15 protein-coding genes are annotated in these 16,956 nt (G+C 74.1%); 6 read left to right on the forward strand and 9 right to left on the reverse strand.

The genetic code is table 11. From position 1 onward, the window contains the following. Positions 1–61 precede the first annotated feature (61 nt). Positions 62–865, forward strand: coding sequence for a hypothetical protein (locus tag HJG43_12050; GenBank protein UER55148.1), 804 nt, complete (start codon positions 62–64; stop codon positions 863–865). A 94-nt stretch (positions 866–959) separates the two neighbouring features. On the opposite strand, the gene HJG43_12055 is transcribed toward HJG43_12050, so the two are convergent. Continuing rightward, positions 960–1,991 (reverse strand): Ku protein, encoded by a 1,032-nt coding sequence (locus HJG43_12055; protein ID UER55149.1) that lies wholly within the window; start codon positions 1,989–1,991, stop codon positions 960–962. Between the two features lie 53 nt (positions 1,992–2,044). Between HJG43_12055 and HJG43_12060 the strand changes: the two genes are divergently transcribed. Beyond that, positions 2,045–2,986 carry a DNA ligase gene (locus HJG43_12060; protein UER55150.1) on the forward strand — a complete coding sequence of 314 codons (942 nt, stop codon included), beginning with the start codon at positions 2,045–2,047 and terminating at the stop codon, positions 2,984–2,986. Beyond that, complete coding sequence (locus HJG43_12065; protein ID UER55151.1) at positions 2,983–3,888, forward strand: ATP-dependent DNA ligase; 906 nt, start codon at positions 2,983–2,985, stop codon at positions 3,886–3,888. Before HJG43_12060 ends, HJG43_12065 begins: the two co-directional genes overlap by 4 nt. Here the strand turns inward: HJG43_12065 and HJG43_12070 are convergent. The 7 genes from HJG43_12070 to HJG43_12100 form a co-directional block, all read right to left on the reverse strand. Then, a complete protein-coding gene (locus HJG43_12070) occupies positions 3,852–4,175 on the reverse strand; it encodes a hypothetical protein (protein UER55152.1) in 324 nt (107 codons plus the stop codon). The genes HJG43_12065 and HJG43_12070 overlap by 37 nt on opposite strands. Then, positions 4,172–5,119, reverse strand: coding sequence for a universal stress protein (locus tag HJG43_12075; GenBank protein UER55153.1), 948 nt, complete (start codon positions 5,117–5,119; stop codon positions 4,172–4,174). Before HJG43_12075 ends, HJG43_12070 begins: the two co-directional genes overlap by 4 nt. Before the next feature lie 103 nt (positions 5,120–5,222). After that, the gene (locus HJG43_12080) at positions 5,223–7,058 is read right to left on the reverse strand and encodes a gamma-glutamyltransferase family protein (GenBank protein ID UER55154.1); all 1,836 of its coding nucleotides are present in this window, start codon (positions 7,056–7,058) and stop codon (positions 5,223–5,225) included. A gap of 198 nt (positions 7,059–7,256) precedes the next feature. Beyond that, entirely contained in the window at positions 7,257–7,757 is a 501-nt protein-coding gene (locus tag HJG43_12085) for an HNH endonuclease (GenBank protein UER55155.1), read from the reverse strand. A gap of 136 nt (positions 7,758–7,893) precedes the next feature. Further along, positions 7,894–8,796, reverse strand: coding sequence for a C40 family peptidase (locus HJG43_12090; GenBank protein UER55156.1), 903 nt, complete (start codon positions 8,794–8,796; stop codon positions 7,894–7,896). Positions 8,797–9,202: 406 nt separating this feature from the next. Continuing rightward, the gene (locus HJG43_12095; protein ID UER55157.1) at positions 9,203–10,297 is read right to left on the reverse strand and encodes a hypothetical protein; all 1,095 of its coding nucleotides are present in this window, start codon (positions 10,295–10,297) and stop codon (positions 9,203–9,205) included. Beyond that, positions 10,284–10,985, reverse strand: a complete 702-nt coding sequence (locus HJG43_12100; GenBank protein ID UER55158.1) for a metal-dependent transcriptional regulator — start codon at positions 10,983–10,985, stop codon at positions 10,284–10,286. Before HJG43_12100 ends, HJG43_12095 begins: the two co-directional genes overlap by 14 nt. Before the next feature lie 75 nt (positions 10,986–11,060). Between HJG43_12100 and HJG43_12105 the strand changes: the two genes are divergently transcribed. The 3 genes from HJG43_12105 to HJG43_12115 all read left to right on the forward strand — a co-directional run bounded on the left by HJG43_12105 (position 11,061) and on the right by HJG43_12115 (position 15,072). Next, positions 11,061–11,798 (forward strand): hypothetical protein, encoded by a 738-nt coding sequence (locus HJG43_12105; GenBank protein UER55159.1) that lies wholly within the window; start codon positions 11,061–11,063, stop codon positions 11,796–11,798. Positions 11,799–11,906: 108 nt separating this feature from the next. After that, entirely contained in the window at positions 11,907–13,253 is a 1,347-nt protein-coding gene (locus tag HJG43_12110) for an IS110 family transposase (GenBank protein ID UER55160.1), read from the forward strand. 472 nt (positions 13,254–13,725) lie between these two features. Beyond that, a complete protein-coding gene (locus HJG43_12115) occupies positions 13,726–15,072 on the forward strand; it encodes an IS110 family transposase (GenBank protein ID UER55161.1) in 1,347 nt (448 codons plus the stop codon). A 549-nt stretch (positions 15,073–15,621) separates the two neighbouring features. Here HJG43_12115 and HJG43_12120 read toward each other — a convergent pair. Further along, a complete protein-coding gene (locus HJG43_12120) occupies positions 15,622–16,887 on the reverse strand; it encodes an MFS transporter (GenBank protein ID UER55162.1) in 1,266 nt (421 codons plus the stop codon). Positions 16,888–16,956: the final 69 nt, after the last annotated feature.

A 16,956-nucleotide genomic window follows, 5' to 3' on the forward strand; every position in this document is an offset into this window, starting at 1 on the left:
CTCACCCACCCGGTGGCGCCCCGCTACCGGCAGCACCGGACCGGTGCCGCATCCTGGTGCGGTGAGCACCCCGCTCAGCCGCCGCCGGCTGCTGCCCCGCGCCGCTGCGGCCGCCGTGGCGCTCGCGGTGGTCATGCTGGCAGGGGCCGAGGTCGTCGGCGGCGCGCCCGCCGAGTCGACCTCGGCGCCGGCTCCGGTCCTGCAGCCGGACCCGCTGATCCCGGCGGTGCCGGACGCCGAGCGCCCGCTGCTCGTCGTCCCCGCCGACGAGCCGGTGCGTGAGCGCGTGGTGCTGGCCCTGCACGGGTACACGGCCGGTCCCGAGCAGCTGCGCCGCGACCTCGACGCGGACGAGTGGGCCCAGGAGCTCGACGCCACCGTGGTGTACCCGACGGGTCTGGGTCGGCGCACGTCCTGGAACGCCGGCGGCTGCTGCGGGTCGGCCGCGCGCTCCGGTGTCGACGACGTCGGCTTCCTCGCCCGGACGCTGACCCGGCTGCGCGCCGAGGGCGCCTCCCAGGTCGCGGTCGTCGGCTACTCCAACGGCGGCATGCTCGCCTACCGCCTCGCCTGCGAGCGGCCCGAGCTCGTCGACGCCATCGCCGTCGTCAACGCGACCATCACGACGTCGACCTGCGACGGGGCGTTCGAGGCGCTGCACCTGCACGGGGAGCTGGACCGTTCGGTCCCGGTCCAGGGCGCGGACGTCGTCCCGCACCTGTTCACCGGGTTCCGCCCGCTCGTCGACCTGCCGGACGTCGCCCCGCACGCGGACCTCGACGTCCGGCTCCTGCCCGGCGTCGGGCACGAGATCGCCCCCGAGGTCCACGGCATCGTCACCACCTGGCTGCGCACCCACCTCTGACCGATCTCTACCCCCACCTCTGACCGATCTCTGGAGACTTTCCGGGGTCTCGACCGGGCCGGAGACCCCGGAAGGCCTCCAGAGATCGCGGGGGTCAGGCGGTCTTGCGGGGCGCCTTCTTGGCCGGCGCCTTCGTCGTGGCCGCCTTCTTGGCCGGCGCCTTCGTCGTGGCCGCCTTCTTGGCCGGCGCCTGCTTCGTAGCCGCCTTCTTGGCCGGTGCCTTCTTGGCCGGCGCCTTCTTCGTGGCCGCCTTCTTGGCCGGCGCCTTCTTCGCCGCCGACTTTCGCGCGGCAGCCTTCGCCGCCGGCGGCTCCTCCGCGGCCGGCTCGGCGTCACCGCCACGCCCGGCCCGGGCCCGTTCGACGCTGCGCTGCAGGGCAGTGAGCAGGTCGACGACCTGCCCGCCGGCGCCCTCCTCCTCGACCTCGGCCTGGGGACGGCGCACCTCGCCGGCACCCACCTTGGCCTCGATGAGCTCGCGCAGCGCCTCGGCGTACTGGTCGGAGAACTGCTCCGGCCGGAAGTCTCCGGCGAGGGACTCCACGAGCGAGGCCGCCATCTTCAGCTCCTGGGGCCGCAGCTCGACGTCGGACTCGAGGATCTCGAAGTCCGCGGCCCGCACCTCGTCCGGCCACAGCATGGTCTGCAGGCAGATGACGTTGTCCCGGACCCGCAGCACCGCCAGCGTCTCGCGCTGGCGCAGCGCCACCTTGACCACGGCCATCCGGTCGGTCTCCACCAGCGCCTCACGCAGCAGCGCGTAGGGCTTGAGGGCCGACTTCTCCGGCTCCAGGTAGTAGGTCTTGGCGAACAGGATGGGGTCCACCTGCTCTGCCGGCACGAACTCGACGACGTCGATCTCGCGGCTGGTCTTCAGCGGCAGCTGGGCGAAGTCCTCATCGGTCAGCGTGACGAGCTCGCCGTCGTCCGTCTCGTACCCCTTGGCGATCTCGCCGTAGGGCACCTCCTCGCCGTCCAGGCTGCACACCCGCTTGTAGCGGATCCGGCCGCCGTCCACGACGTGCACCTGGTGGAACGTGATGTCCTTCTCCCCGGTCGCCGCGTACAGCCGCACCGGCACGTTGACGAGGCCGAACGAGACCGCACCCTTCCAGATCGCCCTCACGACGCGACACCTCTCATCCGGCCGATGATCTCCCTGCCCGGCAGGATGGCCCCGTGCAGCCCATGCTCGCCACTCCGAGCCCCGAACCCGGCCGGCTGCCGACCGGCGCCGACTGGGTGTTCGAGGTGAAGTGGGACGGGATCCGGGTCCTCGCGGACGCCTCGGACGGCGACCTGCGGCTGCTCAGCCGCACCGGCCGGCCGGTGACGGCCGCGTTCCCCGAGCTGGCGTGCCTGGCCGAGCTGCCCGACGTCCTGCTCGACGGCGAGGTCGTCGCCCTGGACGACGCCGGCCGGCCCTCCTTCCCCGCGCTGCAGGAGCGGATCCACGTCCGGGACGCCGCCCGCGCCCGCCGGCTCGCCCGCACCCGACCGGTCAGCTACGTCGTCTTCGACGTCCTGCGGCTCTACGGGGTGGACCTCACCGGCCGGCCGCTGACCGAGCGACGTGCGACCCTCGAGCGGCTGCCCCTGCCGGACGGCCCGGTGCAGCTGTCCCCGCTCTACGAGGACGGCCCGGCGCTGCTCGCCGCCACCCGCGAGCAGGGACTCGAGGGCGTCGTCGCCAAGCGGCGCACCTCGGTGTACGAACCGGGGCGGCGCAGCCCGCACTGGGTGAAGGTGCCCCACCGCCCGACCCGGACCGTCGTCGTCGGCGGCTGGCGGCCGCAGACCGACACCACCCGGACCGTCGGCGCGCTGCTCGTCGGCGCACCGGACGCCGGCGGCGCCCTGCGCTACCTCGGGCGGGTCGGCAGCGGCATCGGGCGCACCGCCCAGCGCGACCTCGCCGAGCGCCTCTCCCCGCTGGCCCGGGCGGACTGCCCGTTCGCGGACCCGGTGCCACGGGTGGACGCCGCGGGGGCCACCTGGTGCGAGCCGGTGCTCGCCGTCGAGGTGGTGCACCTCGGCTGGACGACGGCCGGCCGGCTGCGCCAGCCGGCCTACCTCGGCGTGCGCACCGACGCCGAGGCCGACCCCGTGGAGGAGCGGTGAACCCGGCGGCCGACGAGGTCACCCACGTCGAGGTCGGCGGGCGCCGGCTACGGCTGACGAACCTGCAGAAGGTGCTCTACCCGGCCACCGGGACGACGAAGGCCGAGGTGATCGACTACCTGGTGCGGGTCAGCGGGCCGCTGCTGGCCCAGCTCCACGAGCGGCCGGTGACCCGGATCCGCTGGCCGCACGGCGTCGGCGACCCCCAGCGGTTCTTCGAGAAGAACGTGCCGGCCGGGACGCCGTCCTGGGTCCGGACCGTGCGCGTCCCGGCGTCCGACGGGTTCATCGAGTACCCGCTCGTCGAGGACGTCGCGACCCTGGCCTGGCTCGGCAACCTCTCCGCCCTCGAGCTGCACACCCCGCAGTGGACGGTCGGTCGACGCGGCGCGGTGCGCCACCCCGACCGCCTCGTCGTCGACCTGGACCCCGGGGAGGGAGCCGGCCTGGAGCAGTGCGCGGCGGTCGCGCACCTGGTCGCCGAGCGCCTCGCCGACGACGGGCTGGAGGCGGTGCCGGTGACCAGCGGCGGCAAGGGCCTGCAGCTGTACGCGCCGCTGGCCGCCAAGGACGCGGCGGACGCCGTGCGTGGCTACGCCGAGCGGCTCGCCCGGGGACTCGCCCGCGACCACAAGGACCTCGTCACCGCGACGATGACGAAGTCGCTGCGCCGCGGCAAGGTGCTGCTCGACTGGAGCCAGAACACCGCGGCGAAGACGACCATCACGCCGTACTCGCTGCGCGGCCGGGACCGGCCCACGGTGGCGGCCCCCCGACGGTGGGACGAGATCGGCCCGGGGCTGCGCCAGCTGACCTACGACGAGGTGCTCGACCGGCTCGCGACCGACGGCGACCTGATGGAGCCCTACTCCCGCTCCCACCCCGGGCCCCAGCTGCCCTGATCCTCGCCCTCGCCGAGGCCGCCGGTGTCCCGGACCTCCTCGCGCGCCTCGCGCACCTCGCGTGAGGTGTCCTCGGCCCGGTCGCTCGCGTCGGGCGGATTCTGCGGCACCTCGGGCGCCGGCTCGTGGGGGTGACCGGCCGGGTCGACCTGCTCGGCGGTGGCCTCCGCCGACGGGTCGCCGGCACCGATGGTGCCGCCGGCCACGGTGGCCGGGTCGGCGATGCCGGCGCCGGGCTCCTCGCCGGGGGTCGCCTGCCCGAGGTCCCTGCGCTGCGGTTCACTCATACCGCAGGCCTACCCGCGTCCCCGTCGGCCCGCAAGCCGGCGTCGTCCCGCTCACGGTGCGGGACGACGAGCACCGGGCCCTGGGCGTGCTGGAGGACCGCCTGGCTCACCGACCCCAGGAGCATCCCGGTGAACCCGCCGTGCCCGCGGGCCCCGACCGCGACGAGCCCCGCGGTCGCCGACGCGTCGGTCAGCGCCCGGGCCGGAGAGTCGTGCTCGACCGCGGTCGTCACCTCCAGGCCGGGGTGGTTCGCCCGGACGGCGTCCGCGTCGGCGGCCAGCTCGGCCCGCACCTCCGCGATCAGCGGGTCGGGGTCCAGCGCGGTCGGCACCCACGCCAGCGTCGGGACGGCGAGCGGGACGGCGGCGACCAGGCGCAGCGGCCAGCCGCGGCGCTCGGCGAACGCTGCCGCGACGTCCGCGGCCCGGGCGGCGGCCGGTGAGCCGTCGACGCCGACGACCACGCCGGACCGCTCCTGGACGCCGGCCTCGTCGTCCACGGGGCGTGGCAACGGGACGACCACGGTCGGGCAGGCGGCGTGGGCGGGCAGCGCGCTGGACACCCCGCCGAGGAGCCGACGGGCGAACCCGCCGCGGCCCCGCTTGCCGATGACGGCGAGACCGGCACCCTCGGACGCGTCGACGAGGACGCCGGCGGCGTCGCCGTAGACGACGTCGGTGCGCACCGGCGGCGCCTGCGGGTGGGCCGCGACCCGCCGGGCGGCGTCCGCGCACGTCGCCTCGGCGGCGGCCCGGACCGACTCGTCGTCGATGAGCGGCGTGGTGATCTCCCCGGCGATGCCCGCGGTGACCGGGATCGTGTACGCGCAGACGAGGTGCAGCGACCAGCCGAGCCGGACCGCCTCCTCCACCGCCCAGTCCAGGGCGTAGTTGCCCGCCTCGGAGCCGTCGACACCGACCAGCACGACCTGCGCGTCCGTCATGCGGTCAGTCTGTCGGTCCGCCCCGTCGCCGGTCCAGGGCCCCCGGCTCGGCACTCCCCGCCCCGGTCCCGGCGCCCCTCACAACAGGCCCGCGCGAGGTGGGTCAGCGGCCCACCGCGTACCCCTGGGCGCCCCGGGGGTTGGCAGCGGCCCGCAGCCACCCGCCGTCCCGGGCGACGGCCGACAACCGCCCCAGCGACCAGCCGTCGACGGCCTGCACGTCGTGCCCGCGGCGGGCGAGCTCGTCGAGCACCGGGCGGGGCACGCGGTCCTCGACGGTGAGCCTTGCCGGGAAGGTCTGCCGCGGGAAGAAAGAGGACGGCATGTGGTCGTGGTGGAACATCGGGGCGTCCACGGCCGCCTGCAGGCCGGTCCACACCGGCTCGCCACGCCGCCGCGACGCCTCGGCGGCGTGCACCATCCGCAGCAGCAGCACGAGACTCCACTGGTCCTGCTGGTCGCCGCCGGGGGTGCCGAACGCGATCCACGGCTCGCCGTCGCGCAGGGCCAGGGACGGCGACAGGGTGGTCCGCGGCCGGACGCCGGGGGCGAGGGTCGTCGGCAGGCCCTCGGTGAGCCAGAACATCTGCGCCCGGGTCCCCAGCGGGAAGCCGAGGTCGGGCACGACCGGGGAGGACTGCAGCCACGCGCCGCTCGGGGTGGCGGCGACCATGTTCCCCCACCGGTCGACGACGTCGACGTGGCAGGTGTCCCCCCGGGTACGGCCGTCGCGGCGGACGGTCGGCTCACCGACCGAGGCGTCCCGGGTGCCGCCGAGACCCTCGGGAGGGACGTCGGGCAGCCGGGGGGTCCGCCCGTCCGGGGACCCGGGGCGCAGCTCCCGGTCGGCGCGGGCCGGGTCGATGAGCCGGCGCCGCTCGGCGGCGTAGTCCTGCGACAGCAGGGTGGCGAGCGGGACGTCGACGTGCTCGGGGTCGCCGTACCAGGCCTCGCGGTCGGCGAACGCCAGCTTGGAGGCCTCGGTGGTGAGGTGGATCCAGTCCGGGTCGTCGTCCGCCAGGTCCCCGTCCGGGCCGGCGAGGTCGAGTCCGTCGAGGATGTGCAGGGACTGCAGCAACACCGGCCCCTGGCCCCAGGGACCGGTCTTGAGCACCTCGACGTCGCGGTAGCGGCCCGACAGCGGCTCCTCGACGGTCGGCTGCCAGCGGGCCAGGTCGTCGGCGCTCAGCAGCCCGCCGTGCCGCCGTCCCGAGGTGTCCAGCCAGGTCGTCGTCCGGGCGAAGGTGTCGACCGCCTCGGCGACGAAGCCGCGGTACCAGACGTCGCGGGCGGCCTCGATCTGGGCGTCCCGGTCACTCGAGGCGGCCTCGGCCTCGGTGAGCACGCGCTCGTAGGTGTCCGCGAGCCGGGTGAGCCGCCACCGGGACCAGGGCGCCGGGGCCCGGCCGCCGTCCAGGTAGGTCTGGGCGGACGTCGTCCACTCGTCGGTGAACAGCGCCGAGACCGCGTCGATCGTGCGGGAGACCCGCGGCAGCACCGGCGCCCCGTGCCGGGCGTAGCCGATGGCCGGCTCCAGGACGTCGCGCAGCCGCCAGGTCCCCCAGCGCTGCAGCATCAGGGTCCAGGCCCCGAAGGCCCCCGGGACGGTGGCGGCGAGCAGGCCGGTGCCCGGCACGGCGTCCAGGCCCAGGTCGGCGAACGCCTGCAGCGTCGCGGCCTGCGGGGACGGGCCCTGGCCGCAGACGACGTGCGCGCGCTGGTCCGTACCGCTCCACAGGACGATCGGCAGGTCGCCGGCGGGGCCGTTGAGGTGGGGCTCGACGACCTGCAGGACGAAGCCCGCGGCCGCGGCGGCGTCGAAGGCGTTGCCGCCGCGCTCCAGCACCCCCATCCCGGTCTGCGACGCCAGCCAGTGGGTGGAGGCCACCATGCCGAAGGTGCCGGCGAGCTCAGGACGGGTCAGCGGGACGTCAGCCATGACGCCACTGTGCCCGACCACTCCTCCTCCCCCAGCACCCCACCCCCCGCCCCCCGCCCCCCACCGTGATCATGCAATCCCGCCACCCTCGCGCCCCCACCGCCTTCCCGCAGAATGCTGGGTTGGTGGCGCGACACGCCGGCCAACACGTGCCCGATCCAGCATTCTGTGGCGAAGGGGTGAAGAGGGGCGTCGAGGTCAGGCAGCAGCGGGCAGGTAGTCCACCCACAACGGGTGGAGCGGCTCGGCGTGCCGGAGGGTCCAGGCGGGGCCGTGCGGCGGGCGCGGGACGACGTGCAGGGTCCAGCCGAGCTCCTCCGGCGTCCGGTTGCCCTTGACGTTGTTGCACCGCACGCAGCAGGCCACGAGGTTCTCCCAGGAGTCCGGGCCGCCCCGGCTGCGCGGCAGCACGTGGTCGACGGTGGTCGCCGGCCCACGGCAGTAGGCGCAGCGCTGCGCGTCGCGTCGCAGCACGCCCTGGCGCGACACCGGCATCGTCCGGGCTCGTGGCACCCGGACGTAGCGGGACAGCAGGATCACCGACGGCCGGTCCAGGACGACGGAGCTCGAGCGGACGCCGGGGCCGTCCGTCGCGAGCACGACCGCCTTCCCGGTGAGGACGAGGACGATCGCCCGCCGCAGGGACACCACGGCGAGTGGCTCGAAGCCCGCATTGAGGACGAGCGTGCGGGGGCGCACAGGGGCAGGGTACGGCCCACCGGCCCGCCGGCCCAGCACCCTGGGTCACCTACCCGTCGCCGGAAGGCGGCCACGAACGCCATCGGCCCGGCACCGCGGCGTGCGGTACCGGGCCGACGGCTCGGACGACGACGGATCAGTGCGTGTAGGTCACGAAGATCGGGTTGAACCAGATGCTGCGCTTCTGCACGGTCTTGCCACTGCGCGGGGCGTCGTACATCATCCCGCCGCCGGCGTAGATGCCGATGTGGCCGCTGCCGCTCCAGACCAGGTCGCCGGGACGGGCCTCGCTGGCCGAGATCCGGCGTCCGCCGGAACCCTGGCCACCGGACGTGCGGGGCAGGGAGATGCCCGCCTGGCCGTACACGTACTGGGTGTAGCCGGAGCAGTCGAAGCCGGACGGCGAGGCGCCGCCGTAGCTGTACGGCGTGCCGACGTAGCGGGCAGCGATCGCGAGGATCGCGCTGTTGGAACCCGAGGCGGAGGTGACTGGTGCAGCAGCGGACGCGGACCCCTCCGACGACCCGGACGACGAGCTGCCGGTCGACTCGCGCGTGGTGCTGCGGGACGCCGTCTGGCGACGCTGCTCGTCGCGCACGGCGGGCTCGGGCTCCGGCGGCGGTGGCGGCGGCGCTTCGGCCGTGCTGACGTGCGGCAGCTTGATGCGTAGCTCGGCGTCGTCGGCAGCGGCGACGACCTGGACGGCGGCAGCAGCCGGGGCGGCCTTCTCACCAGCCTGCTCGGGCACGGCCGCGACGGCCTCGGTCGTGCCGGCGTCCGGTCGACCCGCGGTGTCGGTGCCGGTGGTGGCACCGGCGGCCGGCAGGCCCATGGTGACGACGAGCCCACTGGAGGCGGCGAGAACGGCAGACCGGCGGCCCATCGTCGCCGCGTTCGCGCTGACCGCCTCGGACAGCGTCGACAGCGGGGTCTTCGGACGCACCTCAGCGCGGTAGCGCCCACGGGGTCGTGTGCTCACAGTTGCAGTGCCTCTCCCACGCCTACGAGGTGAGCTGTCGGGTTCGGGTGGGAAAGTCACCCGGCCGCTCGTGCGGCTTCACCCCGAGGGACCCATGGGTCCCGGGAAACGTGTGGTTCCCCCGCCCCTGCCTGCGGTGTCGTTCTGGACCTCCGTCGGTGGCAGGGCTCGGCGTTCCGACGTCGGGCTCCGGGGAGGGGGTCCCGGAAGCGAGGGCGACAGTAGCGAGCCGCCCTGGCAATGTCACGTCCAGGTCACGACGCCGTCCGACCCTGACCGCTGACCCGTCTGGACCAGCCCAGGACCAGCGAAAACGGGCTCCCGTGTCGGGCCAAGCCTTGGTCAAGAGATGGTCACGACGTCCGGCTCACTGCCCGAAAATGTCACTCACCGCACTAAGACACCACGCAACGTGTTGTGAGCATCATCACACCGCGTGGACGCGGTTGAGCGGCAGGCCGGCCGCTCATCCCGCCAGCACGTCGTCCAGGACGGCGGTGACCTCCCGGCGCAGACGGTCCAGCACCGTCGTCGGACGGATCGGCTGCCCCGCCACCACGGTGAGGACCCCGGCCAGACCGGGCAGCGCCTCGGGCCGCCGCTCGCCGCCGTCGACGTCGGCCACGTCGGCCAGCACGAGGTTCCGGTCCTCCCCGGCCCCGTCCTCCCACGGGCGTCCGATGCGCTCCAGGGTCTCCGCCCACGCGGCCTGGACGTCGTCCGGACCGGGGACGCCGAAGAAGTGGCCGACCGGGGCGCTGTGCCGCAGGGCGACCACCGGCGACGACGCGAAGGCGGCGGCCAGCGTCATCCGGTCGGCCAGGTTCTCCAGCACCTCACCGGGCAGGACCGTGACCACCCCGCAAGCCCGGTCGCACCCGGCGTCGCCGGGGTCGGGCCGGCCATGTCCAGGACGCAGCGCGCACTGGCGCAGACCCGCAGCAACGCGGGCGTGCCACCGGTCGAGGTACGCCCGCCACTGCTCCGGCGGGACGGGGCCGGAGTCCTCGCCCGGTCGCATCGCCAGGACCCGCTCCGCCGCGGACCGCCGGTGCCTCGGCATCGGACAGTCCTCGGTGCCCCACATCGTCCCGGTCACGTGGTCCCGAAGGCGGGGCGGGTCGGCGGCGTGGCCGAGCACCGACTCCCACGCCAGCACGGGCAGGTACTCGGCCATGAGGTGCAGGACGAGGACGACGAACGCGGTCTCCTCGCGGGACCAGTGGGTCTCCAGCACCTCGAGCATGAGCCCGTACAGCGGGACCAACGACGCGAGCGACCCACGGTCGGGGTCGTCGTAGGTGTCAGGGAACCGCATCGCCCGGACCTGCGCGGCCAGGTCGGCCGGCACACCGTCCACCTCGTCGAAGCCGACCGCGTCGAGCTGGACCAGCCGCGCGCCGGCCCGGCACAGGGCCAGCGCCCGGCGGCGCTGGGCACCGCTGAGCTGCTCGACGCTGCGCAGAGCCTCGCCAAGCTCGGCGAACCGGGCGTCGTCGATCAGCGAGCGCAGGACGGCGGCCAGGTCCTCGGCGCAGTCCGGCTCGTCAGCGGGTGTCACCGGGGACCACGAAGACGTGCGAGGCGACCGGACCGGGCAGGGTGAGGGCACCGCCGACGAGCACCTGCCCGCCGTCGCCCGCGCGCACGACGACCCGGCCGCCCGGGCGCACGCCGCCGACGGCGAGGCGGTGCATCAGCTCGGGGTCGGTCTGCAGCGGTTCGCCCAGCCGCCGCACCACGACGTCCACCGGCTCCCCGCCGGCCTGCCGGGCGGCGTCCGCCAGGGTCGTCAGCGCAGCCACCGGCTGCGCCCCGGACGCGCCGGGGTGGCCGAGCTCGTCCAGGCCGGGGATCGGGTTGCCGTAGGGCGACTCGGCCGGGGAGCCGATCATGGCGAGGATCTTGCGCTCGACCCGCTCGCTCATGACGTGCTCCCAGCGGCAGGCCTCCTCGTGGACGTACTCCCACTCCAGGCCGATGACGTCGACGAGCAGCCGCTCGGCGAGCCGGTGCTTGCGCATCACCCGGGTGGCCTTGCGGCGGCCCTCCTCGGTCAGCTCGAGGTGCCGGTCACCGGCGACGACGACGAGGCCGTCACGCTCCATTCGGGCGACGGTCTGGGAGACGGTGGGGCCGCTCTGCTGCAGGCGCTCGGCGATCCGGGCGCGCAGCGGGACGATGCCCTCCTCCTCCAGCTCGTAGATCGTGCGGAGGTACATCTCCGTGGTGTCGATGAGGTCGCTCACCGTGCTCCGTCCTTCGTCCCGGCCCGGTCCGCCGGACCCGAGCACACGGTAGCCCGGACCGCTACCGTCACGGGCATGCCCGATCTCGTCGTCCCCGCTCGGTTCAACGGTCCGCCCGCCTCGGCAAACGGCGGCTGGTCGGCCGGGGCACTGGCGGCGCTGCTGCTGCCGCCGGAGGCGTCCGCTCGCCCGGTGTCGGTCCGCTTGCACCGGCCACCGCCGCTCGACGTCCCGATGAGCGTCGAGGTCGCGGACGACACGGCCACCGCCCGGATCGACGGCGACGTCGTCCTGACCGCGGCCGTCGCGACCGAGGAGGCGCTGGGTCCCGACCTACCGGCGGTCGACCTGGAGACGGCGACCGCGGCGACGGTCCGGTACGCGGGCCGGCAGGACCACCCGTTCCCGACCTGCTTCGTGTGCGGCACGCAGCGCCCCGACGGGTTGCGCCTCGAGCCGGGCCACCTGCTGTTCCGGGAGGAGATGACCGCCTGCCCGTGGACGCCGCCGGAGGACCTGGACGCCGGGGACGGACGCGTGGCGCTGCCGGTCGTCTGGGCCGCGCTGGACTGCCCAGGTGGGTGGTCGGCAGACCTCGTCGGGCGGCCGATGGTGCTCGGCACGATCACTGCCGCCGTCCCGGAGCGGCCTCGGGTGGGCGAGCCGTGCGTCGTCGTCGGGACCGTCCTGGGGCGATCCGGACGCCGCACGCTCACGGCCACCGCCCTGCGCCGGGCCGCGGACGGCGCGCTGCTGGCCCGGGCCGCCCACATCTGGGTCGAGGTCGACCCGACCGCCTTCTCCGCCCCGTGAACCCCTCCCCTCGTAGTAATGGCGTTCTGGGAGGGGGTTCGCATAGAACGTCCTCCTGTGTACACGTCTCGGGCTTGGTGTCCCAACGCGATGAACAGGAGGACGTCCATGGGTAATGGTACGGGTTTGACTCGGGGTGATCGGCGGCGTAACGAGCGGCGGGCCCGGCTGCGTGCGGCGGTGCCGGCGTCGGCTGCGGTGGTGGGGGTTGATCTGGGGGAGGACACCCAGATGGTGGTGGTCACTGACCGGGACTGCCGGGTGCTGGCCCGGCGGGTGTTCAAGGGCAAGGCGTGGGAGCTGGGGCCGGTCCTGGACTGGGCGGTGCAGCAGGCTGCGCGGGCCGGGTTCACGGCGGTGACGTTGGCGTGTGAGCCGACCGGGTCACGGTGGATGGCGGTGCAGGACGCCGCCTTCGAGCGGGACCTGCTGGTGGTGTGTGTGCAGCCGCTGGCCGCGGCCCGGGCCCGGGAGGAGGAGGACTACACCCGGGACAAGTCCGACTACAAGGATGCGGTGCTGATCGCCCGGTTGGCCGGTGAGCTGCGCTGCTACGTCCCCGAACGTGTGGAGGAGCAGTGGGCGGTGCTGCGGCACCTCGGTCGCCGTCGTGGTGAGCTGATCACCCGGTCGACCCGGGCGGTGCTGCAGCTGCGTGACCTGCTCGCGGTGGGCTGGCCCACGGTCCTGACGGCGGCGAGCAAGCCGTTCGAGTCGATGACCTGGCAGGCGTCGGTGGCGGTGGTGCTGGACCGCTGCAACGGTGACCCGGCCCGGCTGCGGCGGATGGGCCTGGCCCGGTTCACCGACGCGGTGCGCCGTGAGCTGCCTCGTTGGGGTGGGCGCAAGATCCGCCGCCGGATCGTCGAGGGCGTGTTCGCCGCCCTCAACGACACCACCGGCGCGGTGGCCCGCCAGCGCGCCGGGGCGCTCAAACGCGCCGCCTGGGCGGTGGATGACCTGCGCGCCGCCCGCGCCCAGCAGCAGACCGTCGAGCAGGAGATGCTCACCGCCGTGGACGCCCTGGGCCTGAGTGACCCGCTGGCCTCGATCCCCGGGCTGTCCCTGCCGGCTGCCGCGCAGATCCTCGCCGAGGCCGGTGACCCGACCCGCTTCGACAGCGCACGGTCCCTGGTCAAGCACGCCGGGCTGAACCCGGTGGAGAACACCTCGGCCACCTTCCGCGGCCGCACCCGCACCTCCAAACGCGGCCGCCCCGGGCTGCGGCTGGCCGCCTGGCGTGCCACCTGGACGGTGATCCGGCACAACCCGGTCCTGGCCGCCCGCCACGCCCACCTGACCAGCCGCCAGCACAACCGGCTCACCCGCGCACAGGCCCACGTGGCCTGCGCCACGACCCTGCTGCGCTGGATCTACGCCGTCACCACCACCGGGCAGCGCTGGGACCCCCGGATCGCCGCCGGCCCCACCACCGAGGCCCCCATGGCCGCCTGACCAGCACACCCGCCGACCCCGGCGGGGCGAGCTCGCACCTTCGTAGAGGGGAAACCCTTCCACCTCGATGATCACCATGAGCAGCCCCGCCAGGCCGCCAGGGAACCTCACAAGCTCGCTTGAACGCTGTTGGGACCCCAAGCCCACTTGCCAGCTACGTAGAGACGAGGAACCCGACCCCGGCCACCCCCCCGGCGGGGACCCCACACACCACCAACAAGATCAACACGACCCAAGACCTTGACGTGAAACCTCTTACGCTGGTGATCATGCAATCCCGCCACCCTGCCACGGCGCACCGGCCCGCCCCCCAACCTTTCGTGATCATGCAATCCCGCCACCCTGCGCGACCCGCCGACCCCACCCCCACCCCCTCGTAGTAATGGCGTTCTGGGAGGGGGTTCGCATAGAACGTCCTCCTGTGTACACGTCTCGGGCTTGGTGTCCCAACGCGATGAACAGGAGGACGTCCATGGGTAATGGTACGGGTTTGACTCGGGGTGATCGGCGGCGTAACGAGCGGCGGGCCCGGCTGCGTGCGGCGGTGCCGGCGTCGGCTGCGGTGGTGGGGGTTGATCTGGGGGAGGACACCCAGATGGTGGTGGTCACTGACCGGGACTGCCGGGTGCTGGCCCGGCGGGTGTTCAAGGGCAAGGCGTGGGAGCTGGGGCCGGTCCTGGACTGGGCGGTGCAGCAGGCTGCGCGGGCCGGGTTCACGGCGGTGACGTTGGCGTGTGAGCCGACCGGGTCACGGTGGATGGCGGTGCAGGACGCCGCCTTCGAGCGGGACCTGCTGGTGGTGTGTGTGCAGCCGCTGGCCGCGGCCCGGGCCCGGGAGGAGGAGGACTACACCCGGGACAAGTCCGACTACAAGGATGCGGTGCTGATCGCCCGGTTGGCCGGTGAGCTGCGCTGCTACGTCCCCGAACGTGTGGAGGAGCAGTGGGCGGTGCTGCGGCACCTCGGTCGCCGTCGTGGTGAGCTGATCACCCGGTCGACCCGGGCGGTGCTGCAGCTGCGTGACCTGCTCGCGGTGGGCTGGCCCACGGTCCTGACGGCGGCGAGCAAGCCGTTCGAGTCGATGACCTGGCAGGCGTCGGTGGCGGTGGTGCTGGACCGCTGCAACGGTGACCCGGCCCGGCTGCGGCGGATGGGCCTGGCCCGGTTCACCGACGCGGTGCGCCGTGAGCTGCCTCGTTGGGGTGGGCGCAAGATCCGCCGCCGGATCGTCGAGGGCGTGTTCGCCGCCCTCAACGACACCACCGGCGCGGTGGCCCGCCAGCGCGCCGGGGCGCTCAAACGCGCCGCCTGGGCGGTGGATGACCTGCGCGCCGCCCGCGCCCAGCAGCAGACCGTCGAGCAGGAGATGCTCACCGCCGTGGACGCCCTGGGCCTGAGTGACCCGCTGGCCTCGATCCCCGGGCTGTCCCTGCCGGCTGCCGCGCAGATCCTCGCCGAGGCCGGTGACCCGACCCGCTTCGACAGCGCACGGTCCCTGGTCAAGCACGCCGGGCTGAACCCGGTGGAGAACACCTCGGCCACCTTCCGCGGCCGCACCCGCACCTCCAAACGCGGCCGCCCCGGGCTGCGGCTGGCCGCCTGGCGTGCCACCTGGACGGTGATCCGGCACAACCCGGTCCTGGCCGCCCGCCACGCCCACCTGACCAGCCGCCAGCACAACCGGCTCACCCGCGCACAGGCCCACGTGGCCTGCGCCACGACCCTGCTGCGCTGGATCTACGCCGTCACCACCACCGGGCAGCGCTGGGACCCCCGGATCGCCGCCGGCCCCACCACCGAGGCCCCCATGGCCGCCTGACCAGCACACCCGCCGACCCCGGCGGGGCGAGCTCGCACCTTCGTAGAGGGGAAACCCTTCCACCTCGATGATCACCATGAGCAGCCCCGCCAGGCCGCCAGGGAACCTCACAAGCTCGCTTGAACGCTGTTGGGACCCCAAGCCCACTTGCCAGCTACGTAGAGACGAGGAACCCGACCCCGGCCACCCCCCCGGCGGGGACCCCACACACCACCAACAAGATCAACACGACCCAAGACCTTGACGTGAAACCTCTTACGCTGGTGATCATGCAATCCCGCCACCTGCACGACCCGCCGCCGCTCCCGAAAAGTGCTGGCTTGGCGGCACGACACGCCAGTAGGCCGGTGCCGGCGGCAGCACTCTGTGACCACCGCAACGACCACTCGTCCACCCGGGTGGCGGGATTGCATGATCACGAAAAGGGGGTGGGGGTGGCGGGATTGCATGATCACGAGCAGGGCGGGCGGGGGTGGCGGGATTGCATGATCACGAAAAGGGGGTGGGGGCGGTGTGCCTGGTGCTGCTGGGGTGGGCCGAGACCAGGGGTCAGGGTTCGGGGTGGCGGGCGTCGTAACGACGGAACCGCGGGTTGCGACGAGCGAGCCAGCCGATCCCGAGGACACAGACGACCCCGCCCGCAACCGCCGCCATACCCTCGCCAACCGCCTGCGCCACCCCGCTCGTCGCGAGCTCGCCCAGTCGCGGCCCGCCGGCGACGACGACCACGAACACCCCCTGGAGCCGCCCCCGCATCGCGTCGGGCGTGGCCGACTGGAGGATCGTCTGCCGGTACACCGCACTGACCGCGTCCGACGCGCCGGCCAGCACGAGGAACCCCAGCCCCGCAGCGAGGGCCCACGTCCCCGGCCCGACCACCTCCGCGAGCAGGACGACGACCCCGAACCCGATGATCGAGGTCCCCCAGGCCGTGATCGCCCACAGCACCGCCAGGCCCTGCCGGTTGACCCGTCCCAGTGGCCCGGACAGCACACCGGCCAGCCCCGACCCGACGGCGATCGCGCCGGACAGCAGGCCCACGGTCGTCGGACCGGCCCCGAACGCCCCGATGGCCACTGCGGGGAACAGCGCCCGGGGGAACGAGGAGACCATCGCCAGGACGTCGACGACGAAGGTCATCCGGACGTTCGGCTGAGTGCGTAGGTAGCGCAGCCCTTCGACGACCGAGGAGAACCCGGCGCGGCGGACGCTCCCCTGCGGGGGCAACGACGGCAGCCGCACGAGTGCCCACAGCGCGGCGAGGTAGGTGAGCACGTCGACCGAGTAGGCGACGCCGTAGCCCAGCTGCCCGACGAGGACGCCGGCGAGCACCGGGCCGAGGGTGAACCCCACCGGGAAGACGGCTGCCTGCAGGGCGTTCGCGGCGGGGAGCAGACGCAGTGGGAGCAGCCGCGGCAGGATCGCGGCCCGAGCCGGTTGGACGACGGCGAACGCGGCGCTGTGCAGGGACGTCAGCAGGTACAGCACCCACACCTGCTCCAGCCCCGCCCACGCCTGTCCCGCGGTGGCGAGGGAGACCACCCACAACGCCGCGGAGGCGCCCAGGGCCACCGTGCGACGGTCGTAGGCGTCGACGATCGCCCCGCCGTACAGACCGAGGACGACGAGGGGGACGAGCGCGAACAGGCCGACGAGCCCGACGGCGAGGGTGGAGCCGGTCAGGTCGTACACCTGCAGGCCGAGCGCTGTGATCGCCAGCTGCTGGCCCACGTTCGCCAGCGCGTTGCCGACGAGCAGCCGCCGGTAGTCGGCGCTGACCCGCAGCGGGGTCAGGTCGGCGAACAGGCGCGGCACTCGCCAGATTGTGGTCCCGCCTGGACAGGGAACAGCCCGCGGGCTCCCTCCTCGCCGAGGAGGACGCCG

Source organism: Kineosporiaceae bacterium SCSIO 59966 (genome assembly GCA_020881835.1).
Taxonomy (GTDB): Bacteria; Actinomycetota; Actinomycetes; order Actinomycetales; family SCSIO-59966; genus SCSIO-59966.